Annotated in this window: 8 protein-coding genes and 2 pseudogenes; 7 read left to right on the top strand and 3 right to left on the bottom strand. The window is 72.7% G+C overall.

All coding sequences use genetic code 11. The annotated features are described in order from the left end of the window. Window positions 1–114: 114 nt before the first annotated feature. From BIV25_RS29350 to BIV25_RS29340, 3 genes are all read right to left on the bottom strand, one after another. Window positions 115–1,578 (bottom strand): glutamate synthase subunit beta, encoded by a 1,464-nt coding sequence (locus BIV25_RS29350; protein ID WP_071375467.1) that lies wholly within the window; start codon window positions 1,576–1,578, stop codon window positions 115–117. Further along, window positions 1,571–6,163: a glutamate synthase large subunit gene (gene gltB / locus BIV25_RS29345; RefSeq protein ID WP_177235458.1), complete on the bottom strand. Its 4,593-nt coding sequence runs from the start codon at window positions 6,161–6,163 to the stop codon at window positions 1,571–1,573. Before gltB ends, BIV25_RS29350 begins: the two co-directional genes overlap by 8 nt. 479 nt (window positions 6,164–6,642) lie before the next feature. Next, window positions 6,643–7,374, bottom strand: a complete 732-nt coding sequence (locus tag BIV25_RS29340) for a VIT1/CCC1 transporter family protein (RefSeq protein WP_071375465.1) — start codon at window positions 7,372–7,374, stop codon at window positions 6,643–6,645. A gap of 260 nt (window positions 7,375–7,634) precedes the next feature. Between BIV25_RS29340 and BIV25_RS29335 the strand changes: the two genes are divergently transcribed. The 7 genes and pseudogenes from BIV25_RS29335 to BIV25_RS47845 all read left to right on the top strand — a co-directional run. Continuing rightward, window positions 7,635–8,702 (top strand): ADP-ribosylglycohydrolase family protein, encoded by a 1,068-nt coding sequence (locus tag BIV25_RS29335; protein WP_071375523.1) that lies wholly within the window; start codon window positions 7,635–7,637, stop codon window positions 8,700–8,702. Between the two features lie 319 nt (window positions 8,703–9,021). Beyond that, a complete protein-coding gene (locus BIV25_RS29330; protein WP_071375464.1) occupies window positions 9,022–10,143 on the top strand; it encodes an ADP-ribosylglycohydrolase family protein in 1,122 nt (373 codons plus the stop codon). An 8-nt stretch (window positions 10,144–10,151) separates the two neighbouring features. Further along, window positions 10,152–11,375: an ADP-ribosylglycohydrolase family protein gene (locus BIV25_RS29325; RefSeq protein ID WP_071375463.1), complete on the top strand. Its 1,224-nt coding sequence runs from the start codon at window positions 10,152–10,154 to the stop codon at window positions 11,373–11,375. After that, window positions 11,363–12,721 carry an ADP-ribosylglycohydrolase family protein gene (locus tag BIV25_RS29320; RefSeq protein ID WP_071375462.1) on the top strand — a complete coding sequence of 453 codons (1,359 nt, stop codon included), beginning with the start codon at window positions 11,363–11,365 and terminating at the stop codon, window positions 12,719–12,721. The genes BIV25_RS29325 and BIV25_RS29320 overlap by 13 nt, the downstream gene beginning before the upstream one ends. Then, window positions 12,718–13,611: a ribokinase gene (gene rbsK / locus BIV25_RS29315; protein WP_071375461.1), complete on the top strand. Its 894-nt coding sequence runs from the start codon at window positions 12,718–12,720 to the stop codon at window positions 13,609–13,611. Before BIV25_RS29320 ends, rbsK begins: the two co-directional genes overlap by 4 nt. A gap of 22 nt (window positions 13,612–13,633) precedes the next feature. Continuing rightward, window positions 13,634–13,732, top strand: a pseudogene (locus BIV25_RS49660) (CoA transferase); the annotation flags it as partial. A gap of 2 nt (window positions 13,733–13,734) precedes the next feature. Then, window positions 13,735–14,098, top strand: a pseudogene (locus BIV25_RS47845) (aldolase/citrate lyase family protein); the annotation flags it as partial. Window positions 14,099–14,152 lie beyond the last annotated feature (54 nt).

Genomic DNA, 14,152 nt, shown 5'->3' with positions numbered 1-14,152 from the left:
GCGGACATGCGACGACGCCTGCCCAGCGTCCGGTCGGGGACAGTCGGGCAGGCGTCGTCAGTGTTCCGTACGCCGTTGTACGGGACGTCTGCAGGGGACCCGTGGGGTCCGGGGTCAGACCGCCAGGGCGCGGTCCGTCGGGCGGATCGGGGCCGGCAGGTCGCTGGCACCGGTCAGGTGGCGGTCGACACCGCGGGCGGCCGAGCGGCCCTCCGCGATCGCCCACACGATGAGGGACTGCCCGCGGCCGGCGTCACCGGCGACGAACACACCCGGCACGTTGGTCTGGAAGTCGGCGTCGCGGGCGATGTTACCCCGCTCGTCGAGGTCCAGACCAAACTGCTCGACCAGGCCGTTCTCCCGGTCGGTGCCGGTGAAGCCCATGGCGAGGGTGACCAGCTGGGCCGGGATCCTGCGCTCGGTGCCCGGCTTGGACGTCAGCTTGCCGTCGACGAACTCGACCTCGGCGAGGTGCAGCCACTGCACGTTGCCGTCCTCGTCGCCCTCGAAGTGGGTGGTGGAGGCGGAGTAGATCCGCTCGCCGCCCTCCTCGTGGGCCGAGGTGACCTTGTAGAGGATCGGGAAGGTCGGCCAGGGCTGCCCGGTCGGGTGCCGCTCGTCGTTCGGGCGGGGCATGATCTCCAGCTGGGTGACGGAGGCCGCACCCTGGCGGTGGGCGGTGCCCACGCAGTCCGCGCCGGTGTCACCGCCGCCGATCACGACGACGTGCTTGCCCTCGGCCGAGACGGGCGCCGTGACGTAGTCGCCCTCCTGGACCTTGTTGGCCAGCGGCAGGAACTCCATGGCCTGGTAGATGCCCTTGAGCTCGCGGCCGGGGACCGGGAGGTCGCGGGCCATGGTGGCACCGGCGGCGATCACGATCGCGTCGTACCGCTTCTTCAGGTCGCGTGCGTTGATGTCGCGGCCGATCTCGACGCCGGTACGGAAGCGGGTGCCCTCCGCGCGCATCTGCTCGATACGGCGGTTGATGTGCCGCTTCTCCATCTTGAACTCGGGGATGCCGTAGCGCAGGAGGCCGCCGATGCGGTCCGCGCGCTCGTAGACGGCGACCGTGTGGCCGGCCCGGGTCAGCTGCTGGGCGGCGGCGAGACCCGAGGGGCCGGAGCCGATGACCGCGACCGTCTTGCCGGACAGGCGCTCGGGGATCTGCGGGGCGACGTCCCCGGTCTCCCACGCCTTGTCGATGATCGAGACCTCGACGTTCTTGATGGTGACCGGCTGCTGGTTGATGCCGAGCACACAGGCCGACTCGCAGGGGGCCGGGCAGAGGCGACCGGTGAACTCCGGGAAGTTGTTGGTCGCGTGCAGCCGCTCGGAGGCGGCGCCCCAGTCCTCGCGGTAGACGTAGTCGTTCCACTCGGGGATCAGGTTCCCCAGCGGACAGCCGTTGTGGCAGAACGGGATGCCGCAGTCCATGCAGCGGCTGGCCTGCTTGCTGATGATCGGCAGCAGGGAGCCGGGGACGTAGACCTCGTTCCAGTCCTTGACGCGCTCACCGACGGGACGGGTGCGGGCGACCTCGCGGCCGTGGTTCAGGAAGCCCTTCGGGTCAGCCATTGATCGCCGCCTCCATCATCTTCTCGGTGATCTCGGTCTCGGTGAGACCCGCTCGCTCGGCGGCGTCCTTGGCGGCGAGCACTGCCTTGTACGTGCTGGGGATGATCTTGCTGAACCGGGCCGCGGCCGCGTCCCAGTCAGCGAGCAGCTTCTCAGCGACCGTCGAGCCGGTCTCCTCGGCGTGGCGGCGCACGACGTCGTGCAGCCACTGCTTGTCCGTGTCGTCCAGCGCCTCGACGGCCTCGACGTTGCCGACGTTGACGTTGTCGCGGTCGAGGTCGATGACGTACGCGATGCCGCCGGACATGCCCGCCGCGAAGTTGCGGCCGGTCGGGCCGAGGACGACCGCGTGGCCGCCGGTCATGTACTCGCAGCCGTGGTCGCCGACGCCCTCGGAGACGACCAGCGCGCCGGAGTTGCGGACGCAGAACCGCTCACCGGTACGGCCGCGCAGGTACAGCTCGCCGGCGGTGGCGCCGTAGCCGATGGTGTTGCCCGCGATGGTCGAGTACTCGGCGAGGTGGTCGGCCGCGCGGTCCGGGCGGACGACGATCCGGCCGCCGGACAGGCCCTTGCCCACGTAGTCGTTGGCGTCGCCCTCCAGGCGCAGCGTGACGCCGCGCGGCAGGAACGCGCCGAAGGACTGGCCGGCCGAGCCGGTGAAGGTGATGTCGACGGTGTCCTCGGGCAGCCCCGCACCGCCGAACTTCTTCGTCACCTCGTGGCCGAGCATGGTGCCGACCGTGCGGTTGATGTTGCGGATGGCGACCTGGGCGCGCACCGGCTGGGCGTCCTCGGCCGAGCCCGCGCTCAGCGCGTCGGCGGAGAGCTTGATCAGCTCGTTGTCGAGCGCCTTCTCCAGGCCGTGGTCCTGAGAGATCAGCTGGTGGCGGACGGCGCCCTCGGGCAGCGACGGCACGTGGAACAGCGGCTCCAGGTCCAGGCCCTGCGCCTTCCAGTGGTCGACGGCGCGCTGGACGTCGAGGACCTCGGCGTGGCCGACGGCCTCCTCGATGGAGCGGAAGCCCAGCTCGGCCAGCAGCTCGCGGACCTCCTCGGCGATGAACCGGAAGAAGTTCACCACGTACTCGGCCTTGCCGGCGAAGCGGTCGCGCAGCACCGGGTTCTGGGTGGCGATGCCGACGGGGCAGGTGTCCAGGTGGCAGACGCGCATCATGACGCAGCCGGAGACGACGAGCGGCGCGGTCGCGAAACCGAACTCCTCGGCGCCGAGCAGCGCGGCGATGACCACGTCGCGGCCGGTCTTCAGCTGGCCGTCGGTCTGCACGACGATGCGGTCGCGCAGGCCGTTGAGCAGCAGGGTCTGCTGGGTCTCGGCGAGGCCGAGCTCCCAGGGGCCGCCCGCGTGCTTCAGCGAGGTGAGCGGGGACGCGCCCGTGCCGCCGTCGTGGCCGGAGACGAGGACGACGTCCGCGTGTGCCTTGGACACACCGGCCGCGACCGTGCCAACGCCGACCTCGGAGACCAGCTTCACGTGGATCCGCGCCTGCGGGTTCGCGTTCTTCAGGTCGTGGATCAGCTGGGCCAGGTCCTCGATGGAGTAGATGTCGTGGTGCGGCGGCGGGGAGATCAGGCCGACGCCCGGCGTCGAGTGCCGCGTCTTCGCGACCCACGGGTAGACCTTGTGGCCGGGCAGCTGGCCGCCCTCGCCGGGCTTGGCACCCTGGGCCATCTTGATCTGGATGTCGTCCGCGTTGACCAGGTACTCGGAGGTGACGCCGAAGCGGCCGGAGGCGACCTGCTTGATCGCCGAGCGGCGCGCCGGGTCGTACAGGCGCTCCGGGTCCTCGCCGCCCTCACCGGTGTTGGACTTGCCGCCCAGCTGGTTCATGGCGATGGCGAGGGTCTCGTGCGCCTCCTTGGAGATGGAGCCGTACGACATGGCGCCCGTGGAGAACCGCTTGACGATCTCGCTGACCGGCTCGACCTCGTCGACCGGGATCGGGGCGCGGCCGGAGTCGAAGCCGAACAGGCCGCGCAGCGTCATCAGGCGCTCGGACTGCTCGTTCACGCGGTCCGTGTACTTCTTGAAGATGTCGAAGCGGCCGGTGCGCGTGGCGTGCTGGAGGCGGAAGACGGTCTCCGGGTCGAACAGGTGCGGCTCGCCCTCGCGGCGCCACTGGTACTCGCCGCCGATCTCCAGCGCGCGGTGCGCGGGAGCGATGCCGGAGGCGGGGTAGGCCTTGGCGTGGCGGGCGGCGACCTCGCCGGCGATGACGTCGATGCCGACGCCGCCGATCTTGGTGGCGGTGCCGTTGAAGTACTTCTCGACGAAGGCGTCGTCCAGGCCGACGGCCTCGAAGACCTGGGCGCCGCGGTAGGAGGCGACGGTGGAGATGCCCATCTTCGACATGACCTTCAGTACGCCCTTGCCGAGGGCGTAGATGAGGTTCTTGATGGCCTTCTCGGGCTCGATGCCGTTCAGGAAGGTGCCCGCGCGCAGCAGGTCCTCGACGGACTCCATCGCCAGGTACGGGTTGACGGCGGCGGCGCCGAAGCCGATCAGCAGGGCGACGTGGTGGACCTCGCGGACGTCACCGGCCTCGACCAGCAGGCCCACGTGGGTGCGCTGCTTGGTGCGGATGAGGTGGTGGTGGACGGCCGCGGTGAGCAGCAGCGACGGGATCGGCGCGTGCTCGGCGTCGGAGTGCCGGTCGGACAGGACGATCAGACGGGCGCCGTTGTCTATGGCGGTGTCGGCCTCGGCGCAGATCTCGGCGATCCGCGCGGCGAGGGAGTCGCCGCCGCCGGAGACCCGGTACAGGCCGGAGAGGGTCGCGGCCTTGAAGCCGGGCATGTCGCCGTCGGCGTTGATGTGGATGAGCTTGGCCAGCTCGTCGTTGTCGATCACCGGGAAGGGCAGCGTGACGGACCGGCAGGAGGCGGCGGTCGGGTCGAGCAGGTTGCCCTGCGGGCCGAGGGACGAGCGCAGACTCGTCACCAGCTCTTCCCGGATGGCGTCCAGCGGCGGGTTGGTGACCTGCGCGAACAGCTGGGTGAAGTAGTCGAACAGCAGCCGCGGGCGCTCGGAGAGAGCGGCGATCGGGCTGTCCGTGCCCATCGAGCCGATCGGCTCGGCGCCGGCGCGGGCCATCGGGGCGAGGATGACGCGCAGCTCCTCCTCGGTGTAGCCGAAGGTCTGCTGGCGGCGGGTGACCGAGGCGTGGGTGTGGACGATGTGCTCGCGCTCGGGCAGGTCGCCCAGCTCGATCTCACCGGCCTCGACCCATTCGGCGTACGGCTGCTCGGCGGCGAGGGTCGCCTTGATCTCGTCGTCCTCGATGATGCGGTGCTCGGCGGTGTCGACGAGGAACATCCGGCCCGGCTGGAGGCGGCCCTTGCGGACGACCTTGGCGGGGTCGATGTCGAGGACGCCGACCTCGGAGCCGAGGACGACGAGGCCGTCGTCGGTGACCCAGTAGCGGCCGGGGCGCAGGCCGTTGCGGTCGAGCACGGCGCCGACCTGGGTGCCGTCGGTGAAGGTGACGCAGGCGGGGCCGTCCCAGGGCTCCATCATCGTGGAGTGGAAGCCGTAGAAGGCGCGCCGGGCCGGGTCCATGGAGACGTGGTTCTCCCACGCCTCGGGGATCATCATCAGCACGGAGTGCGGGAGGGACCGGCCGCCGAGGTGCAGCAGCTCCAGCACCTCGTCGAAGGAGGCGGAGTCGGAGGCGTCCGGCGTACAGACCGGGAAGATGCGGTCGAGGTCGCCGCTGCCGAACAGGTCGGAGACCAGCTGGGACTCGCGGGCACGCATCCAGTTGCGGTTGCCCTTGACGGTGTTGATCTCGCCGTTGTGCGCGACGAAGCGGTACGGGTGAGCGAGCGGCCACGACGGGAAGGTGTTCGTGGAGAAGCGCGAGTGGACGAGCGCGACCGCGGAGCCGAAGCGGCGGTCGGACAGGTCCGGGAAGAAGGGCTCCAGCTGGCCGGTGGTCAGCATGCCCTTGTAGACGATGGTGCGCGCGGAGAGCGACGGGAAGTAGACACCGGCCTCGCGCTCGGCGCGCTTGCGCAGCACGAAGGCCTTGCGGTCCAGCGCGATGCCCTCGCTGGCGCCGTCGGTCACGAAGATCTGCCGGAAGACCGGCATGGTGGAGCGGGCGGTGGCGCCGAGCAGTTCGGGCGCGACCGGGACCGCGCGCCAGCCGAGGACGGTGAGGCCCTCCTCGTCGGCGATCGTCTCGATCCGTGAGACGGCGTCCTCGGTCCCCTCCTCGGGAAGGAAGGCGATGCCTACCGCGTACGAACCGGCCACGGGAAGGTCGAATCCGGCCACCTCGCGGAAGAAGGCGTCGGGCACCTGGGAGAGGATGCCGGCGCCGTCCCCCGAGTCGGGCTCGGAGCCGGTGGCACCGCGGTGCTCCAGGTTGCGCAGGACGGTGAGGGCCTGTTCGACCAGCGTGTGGGACGCCTCGCCGGTGAGGGTGGCGACGAAACCGACGCCGCACGCGTCGTGTTCGTTGCGGGGGTCGTACATACCCTGTGCAGCAGGGCGAGCATCCATGAACGACCAGTTCTGGCCATTCGCGGAGTGCTGGGACGGCTGGCGCGGCGTACGCATCGGCTCTCCCGTCGTCGTCATGTGGCATGTGGCAGGTGCCGAGGGACGACGTTGGCCCTCTGCGTGTGATCTCTGCGTGAGATCAAAATTTCGTGCAGGTTACATGATGGAGCGGTTCCCGGGAACCGGATACTGCGTTCCAACATGCGGACGCCACGGGGTACATGGCAGCGGTGCCGCACGAGACGGCGAGGGTGCCGCACGGTGACGGCGGGGCGCCGCGGGGAGCGGCCGGGGTACCGCTCGGTGGCGGCGGTGCCGCGCGGGGCGGCGACATGGCGAGGGGACCATCGCGGACAAGATCGATCGGATCGGCGTCCGGTGGCCCAGGGGGGGCGGGGAGAGCGTCTTCACTCGCCCCATGGGGGTGCGACAGGCGTCGTTGCCCGCGGCGCTTACGGCTCATGCCCGGTGGTTAAGCATTCGAAACCAGCGAGTAACGGCTACTTATGCGGCCCATCGCATAAGTAGCGGTAGCGCTATCCTACGGCCGTTCCGAACAGGCTGCCCAGGGCGTATGTCACACCGGCGGCCGCACCGCCGAGCGCGAGCTGCCGGAGGCCGCTGTACCACCAGCTCCGCGCCGTCACCCTGGCCACGACGGCACCACAGCCGAACAGCCCGACGAGGGCCAGCAGCAGGGCGGGCCACAGCGCGGTCGCGCCGAGCAGGAAGGGGAGCACGGGCAGCAGGGCGCCGAGCGCGAAGGACCCGAACGACGAGACGGCCGCGACCAGCGGCGACGGCAGGTCGCCGGGGTCGATCCCCAGCTCCTCGCGGGCATGGATCTCCAGCGCCTGCTCGGGGTCCCTGGACAGCTGTCGGGCGACCTCACGGGCCAGCTGGGGCTCGACGCCCCGGGAGACGTAGAGTGCGGCGAGCTCGTTCTCCTCGTCCTGCGGGTGCTTGCGCAGCTCGCTGCGCTCGACGTCGAGCTCGGCCTCGACCAGCTCGCGCTGGGAGGCGACGGAGGTGTACTCACCGGCGGCCATCGAGAAGGCACCGGCGGCGAGCCCCGCCAGCCCGGTGATGACGATCGTCTGGTGGCCGACGGAGCCGCCGGCCACGCCGGTCAGCAGGGCGAGGTTGGAGACCAGGCCGTCCATGGCACCGAAGACGGCGGGGCGCAGCCAGCCGCCGTTCACGTCGCGGTGCGTGTGGTTGTCGCGGTGCGCCTCGTGCAGCGCGGCCTCGGTTTCGATGATGGCCATGGGAGCCCCCGGGATAGCTTAGCCAAAGCTAACTTTGGACGAGTTCTATTCTTCGACAACACCGAAGGTACGCCGATCATTTCATCCTCGCCAGCAAGGGAAGGCTGGGCTAACCTGCGGCTTTACCTGACTTTGCTCATACGTGCATGATCTTGCTCAGATGCCGAGTGGGTGACGGGAGCCGCTCGGAGGCACAGCTGACGGCGGCCGGTGGGACACATCCGCAATGCGTGTTCGTGGTCTCGCCGAAGGAGCCCGCCATGGCATCGATCGCCTGCACTCCCCCGGTCCCGGCTGCCGGGGACGGGGACACCGCCGGGCCGCGCGAACGGGCGCGGGGTGCGCTGCTCGGCCTCGCCGTGGGCGACGCGCTGGGCGCGCCCGCGGAGAATCTCAAACCGTCCGAGATCCGCGCCCGTTGGGGCCGCATCACGGACTACGTCACCGAGCAGCCCTGCGGGACGGACGACACGGAGTACGCGATCTTCTCGGGACTGCTGCTCGCCCGGCACGGCTCGGCGCTCACCCCGGCGCATGCGGAGGCGGCCTGGCACGAGTGGATCGCCGACCGGGCCGAGGGCCCCTTCCGCGGCGCCGGCTTCAGCGAGCGCGGCACGCTGGAGAACCTGCGCCGGGGCCTCGCGGCCCCCGTCTCCGCCCAGCACCGCCACGCCTGGAGCGACGGACTGGCGATGCGGGCGGCGCCGTTCGGCGTCTTCGCGGCGGGCCGCCCCACCGAGGCCGCCCGCCTCGTGGCGATCGACGGTTCGGTGAGCCACGAGGGCGAGGGCATCTACGGCGGCCAGGCGGTGGCGGCGGGCGTGGCGGCGGCGATGACCGGCGCACCGCTCCCGGTGGTGATCGCCGCGGCCCTGGCGGTGATCCCGGAGGACTCCTGGACGGCCCGCTCGCTGCGGCGTGCGGTGGCGGTGGCCCACCGCGGCGAACGGGCGGTCCGCCGCGCGGTGGTCATCGGCGGCTATCCCTGGACCGACCTGGCGCCCGAAGCGGTCGCCCTCGCCTTCGGCGCGTACGCGGCGGCCGACGGCGACTTCCGGGAGTCGGTCCTGACGGCCGTCAACATGGGCCGCGACGCGGACACGACGGCGGCGGTGGCGGGCGCCCTGGCGGGCGCGACCCGGGGCGCGGCGGCGATCCCCGCCCACTGGTCCTCGGCGATCGGCCCGTCCCGGGGCCGCTGCCTGCCGTCGATGGCGGGCCACCACGTCCTGGACGTGGCGGAACTGCTGGCCCCCGCTCCCGGACCACCCCGCCCCACGGTACGACCCCCTCTGCTCGGGTACCCGGGCACAGAGGTGTTGTCATGACCACACGCCACATCGAAGGACTCCCGCCCGGCCTCGCCGCACGAGACACCACCGACCGGCCGGCCGCCCGGCACCGAGCCAGCCGGATGCCCGCTCCACCGACCACAACACCCGGCCACCCGCCCGAAACCACAACCCCAGGACGCCCGGCAGACAGCCACGCCGAAGGACTCCCGCCCGGCCTCGCCGCACGAGACACCACCGACCGGCCGGCCGCCCGGCACCGAGCCAGCCGGATGCCCGCTCCACCAAGCACAACACCCGGCCACCCGCCCGAAACCACAACCCCAGGACGCCCGGCAGACAGCGAGGTCACCGCATGACCGCACGCCGTGTCGAAGGGCTCCTGCTCGGCCTGGCCGCAGGGGACGCCGCCGGGTGGCCGGCCGCGCGGCACCGGGCCAGCCGGATGCCCGAGTGGACCCGTCGGCTCACCCGCGAGCTGGACGCCTTCGCGGAGCAGAACACCACCACCACCACCCTCCCGGTGCCGATCGCCCTCAACCAGCCGCCCGAGCCGCTGCGCCTCGGCCCCTCCGACGACGCCGAGTGGGCGGCCTTCGCCGCGGAGGCGGTGCTGCGGGCCGGCGACGACGACGTCCTCGGCGACCTCAGCCGGGAGCGTCGTACCCGAGCCGCCATCGACCTCACCTGGACCGCCGTGGCTGCGGAGGTCGCCGCCGCGGCCGAGCGCGCACCCGAGATCGAGTCCGCCGTGCTGCCGCTGCGCGCCCGCATCTCGGTCCGCGCCGGTCTCGGCAACCTCGCCGCCGGCCTGCGCCCGCCCGCCAGCGGCCACGACAACCCGCACTACTTCGACGACGCCGCCTGCGTCCGTGCCTGCGTCCTCGCCGTCGCCCACCCCGGCGATCCCGAACGCGCCGCCGCCCTCGCCGAGTTCGACGCCCGCTACACCCAGGACGGCGACGGCGTGCACGGCGCCCGCGCCATGGCGGCGGCGCTCGCGCTCGCCCTCACCGGCGCCGGCACGGACCGCTGTGTGGACGCCGCGCTCGCGGAGCTCCCCGCCGGCTCCGAGATCGGCCGCAACGCGCGACACGCCCTGGCACTCGCCCAGGGCTGCGAGTCCGCCTTCGCCCTCGTCCCGCTGCTGGAGCACCAGATCGTCGACCACGTCTACAGCTACGGCATCGCCGCCGCGGAGACCGTGCCGGTCGCCCTCGCTCTGGCCACCGCGGCCAGCGGCCGGATCGACACGGCCGTACCCGCCGCCGCGTGCCTGTCCCGCGTCGCCGACTCGGCGCCCGCCCTCGCGGGTGCCCTCACCGGGACGCTGGGCGGCGGCGCCTGCATTCCGCAGGCCTGGCGAGACGCCTGCCGCACCCTGTCCGGCTGCGCCCTGCCCCGCCTCACCGGCACCGACCTGGTGGAACTCGCCGGACTCCTGGAAGCCGCACAACCGGCCCGTCCAGGAGGATGATTCGGGGCATGACGCCCATCAAGTCCCATGGCATCACAGAACATGAACTCAGCTGTGAAACAGAACTAATTCATGAAAAAGATCCCATCGGTCTCGACGAACGCATCACGCGCGCCCTCGTCGGCGCCGCCGTCGGCGACGCCCTCGGCGGCCCGGTCGAGGGGTACTCCCCCGAGCAGATCGCCGAGCGCCACGGCGGCCGCGTGCACGGTGTCGTCGGCCCCTGGCACGGCGACGCCTGGCGCACCGCCCGCCCGATCGCGCCGTACCACAAGGGCGACGGCCACGTCACCGACGACACCCTGATGACCCATGCGCTGGTCCGGGTCTACGCCCGCGTCCGCGACCACCTCGACGCGTACGCCGTCGCCGAACACCTGGTCCCGGACCTGATGACCACCCCCCGCTGGATCCCGGAGCTGGAGGCCGAGGCCCTGCCCCTGCACCGCCTCTTCCTCGCCGAGAAGTGGCTGGTGACCCGCCTCGCCCACGCTCACGCCGACCCCCGGGAGGCGGGCGTCGGCAACATCGTCAACTGCGGTGCGGCGATGTACATGGCCCCCGTCGGCCTGGTCAACGCCGCCAACCCGGCCGCCGCCTACGCCGAGGCGCTGGACGTCGCCGGTGCGCACCAGTCGTCGTACGGCCGGGAGGCGGCCGGTGTCCTCGCCGCGGCCGTGGCCGCCGCCGCGACCCCGGGCGCGACACCCGATTCGGTCGTCGCGGCCTGCCTCGCCCTGGCGAAGGACGGCACGCGCGAGGCGATCGAGAAGGTCTGCGAAGTCGCCGTACGGCACCGGGACTTCGAGTCGGCGCTCGGCCCGCTGCGCACGGCGGTCGCCCCGTACGACACCGTCGGCCCGGACTACCGCGCCCCCTCGCTCGGCGCCCGGCGCCCGTCCCGGCTGCACGCGATCGAGGAACTGCCCGTCGCGCTCGGCATGTTGCTCGTCTCCGGCGGCGACCACCGGCACGCCGTGCTCGGCGCGGTCAACTACGGCCGCGACTGCGACTCGATCGCCACGATGGCCGGTGCCCTCGCGGGCGCCCTCGGCTCGCCCGTCCCCGAGGAGTGGGCGAAGACGGTCGCGGAGGCCAGCCGGCTCGACCTGTGGGCGCCGGCCCGCACGCTCACCGAGGTCACGCGCGAGATCTTCGCGGCGGACGTACGCCGCCGCCGTGCGCACGAGCGGGCCGTCACGGCACTCGGAGGCGCCGCATGCTCCGACTGACCTGGGTCCAGCCGGAGGACCTGCTCGGCCACGAACTGCGCCAGGCCCGGCTGGACGGCCGGTCGCCCTCGGCGATCGAGGCCCGCTGGCGGGCGGCCGGCGGCCCGGACGCGCCGGAGCGGGCGGGGGCGTCGCCGCACCGGGTGTCCCGGTATCTGCGGCTGCTGGCGGAGGACCTGCTGGACGAACTGGCCGATCTGCCCAGCCGGCTGGCGGACGACGAGCCGACGGACCTGGACCGGATCAGGTCCCGGTGCCCCCAGTGGCCCGCCCCTTCCGGCGGCACCACCACCCGCGCCGCCCTGGAAGCCGCCTGGCTCGGCCGGGCCGTCGGCTGCCTGCTCGGCAAACCCGTCGAGAAGCTCCCCCTCGACGCCCTGCGCGCCCTCGCCCGCGCCGCCGGCAACTGGCCCCTCGCCACGTACTTCACCGCCGTCGGCGTACCCGGCGACCTGCTCGCCGAGCACCCCTGGAACCGCCGTTCGGCCGCCACCTCCCTCGCCGAGAACATCGACGGCATGCCGGAGGACGACGACCTCGACTACCCCCTCCTGAACCTGCTGCTCCTGCGACGCCACGGCAGGGCGTTCACCACCGCGGACGTGGCCCGGCTCTGGCTGGACGAGCTCCCGCCCGGCCGCACGTTCACCGCCGAGCGCATCGCCTACCGCAACCTCCTCTCCGGCGTCGAACCCCCGTACACGGCCCGGCACCGCAACCCCTTCCGCGAGTGGATCGGCGCCCTGATCCGCGCCGACGTGCACGGCTGGACCAATCCCGGCGACCCGGCCGGCGCCGCCGAACAGGCCTACCGCGACGCGGCGTTGACGCACACCGCCAACGGCGTCTACGCGGCGATGTTCACCGCCGCCGTCATCGCCACCGCCGCCACCGGCGACCAGGACGTGCACGCCTGTCTGCGCACCGGCCGCAGCGTGGTCCCGCCCCGCTCCCGGCTCGCGCAGGCCATCGACCACGCACTCCGACTCGCCCACTTCTACGAGGACTTCGACCCGGTCGTGGACGAGCTGCACGCCCTGTACGGGCCCACCCACCACTGGGTGCACGCCATCCCCAACACCGCCCTGACCGTCGCCGCCCTCACCCACGCCGACGGCGACTTCACCGGCTCGATCCGCCGTGCGGTGTCCGGGGGCTGGGACACCGACTCCAACGGTGCCACGGCCGGCAGCGTCGCCGGTCTCCTCGCCGGCGACCCGGCGGCGCTCCCCGAGCACTGGCGGGCCCCGCTGAAGAACCGGCTCGCCAGCACCGTCGCCGACTTCGACGGCACCGGCTTCGACACCCTCGCCCACCTCACCCTTCTGGAGACGGCCCGCTCATGACCCACATCGTCGTCCTCGGCAGTACGAACATGGACCTCGTCACCTATGTCGCGAAGGCCCCGCAGCGCGGCGAGACCGTGACCGGACGGGAGTTCCGCACGATCCCCGGCGGCAAGGGCGCCAACCAGGCGATCGCCGCGGCCCGCGCCGGCGCCACCGTCTCGATGGTCGGCGCGGTCGGCAACGACGCCTTCGGGCTGCGGATGCGCGACACCCTCGAACACTCCGGTGTGGACACCGACTTCCTGCGCACGGTCGAGGGCCCGTCCGGCACCGCGCACATCGTGGTGGACGACGAGGGCGGCAACTCGATCGTCGTCATCCCCGGCGCGAACGGCACCGTCGACCACCTCTCCCCCGGCGACGAAGGGCTGATCGCCTCCGCCGACGCGCTGCTGCTCCAGCTGGAGATCCCGCTGGCCGCGGTCGTCGCGGGCGTGCAGGCCGCCCACCGGCACGGGGTCCGTACGGTGCTCACTCCCTCCCCCGCCCAGCCGCTGCCGCCCGAACTCCTCGCCGCGACCGACCTGTTGGTGCCCAACGAGTACGAGGCGGTCACCCTCACCGGCCGCACCGACCCGCGCGAGGCCGCCGCCGCGCTGCTGGAGCTGGTGCCGGAGGTCGTCGTCACCCTGGGCGCGACCGGCTGCCTGTACCGGTCCCGGGGCACCGAACCGCTCGTCGTCGCCGCGCCGCAGGTGACCGCCGTCGACTCCACGGGCGCCGGGGACACCTTCGTCGGCGCGCTCGCGGTGGCCCTCGCCGAGGAGAAACCGGTGCGGGAGGCCCTGTCCTGGGCGGCCGCCGCGGCGGCGATCTCCGTCCAGCGGGCCGGGGCGTCCGCGTCGATGCCGTACCGCCCGGAGATCGAGGACCAGTACCACGCATGAGGACGCCGACACCCCCCCGACGCTCGGTGACTTCGGCGCCGAGGTGATCAAGGTCGAGCATCCGCGCCGGCCCGACCCCTGCCGGAGACACGGCCCGGCCGAGGACGGCGTCGGCCTGTGGTGCTCGGCATCGAGCGCGCCTACGCCGTCGCCATCGCGCACCCCGCCCTGCGGGGCATCGCGCTCGGCGAGGCGGATCTGCGGGCCGGCCTGGGGGTACGGGCCGACGCCGGCCTCGACTGGCCGCGCTCCCGGGTGATCGTCGCCGCCCGAGCGGCAGGGCTCGCACCACCGCCCCGGTCGGTCCACCCCGACACCCGCGACCTGGCCGGAGCTCGCCGCCTCCTGCGCCCACGGCCACGCCCTCGGCTTCCTGGGCCGCGCCGCGATCCACCCCCGCCGGCTGCCGGTGATCGAACGGGCCTACCCGCCCACGCCGGAGGAGACCGAGGCGGCGGGGACGGTCCTTGAGGCGGCGGAGACGGAAACGGCGCACGCAAAGGGCGCCCCGGTCAGGGCGCCCTCGGTGTCGTACAGCCGG

It is taken from the genome of Streptomyces sp. MUSC 14 (assembly GCF_001866675.1).
In the GTDB taxonomy this organism is placed as follows: Bacteria; Actinomycetota; Actinomycetes; order Streptomycetales; family Streptomycetaceae; genus Streptomyces.
Note: the sequence above shows the minus strand (reverse complement) of the source record. Positions and strands in the feature narration are given on the sequence as shown.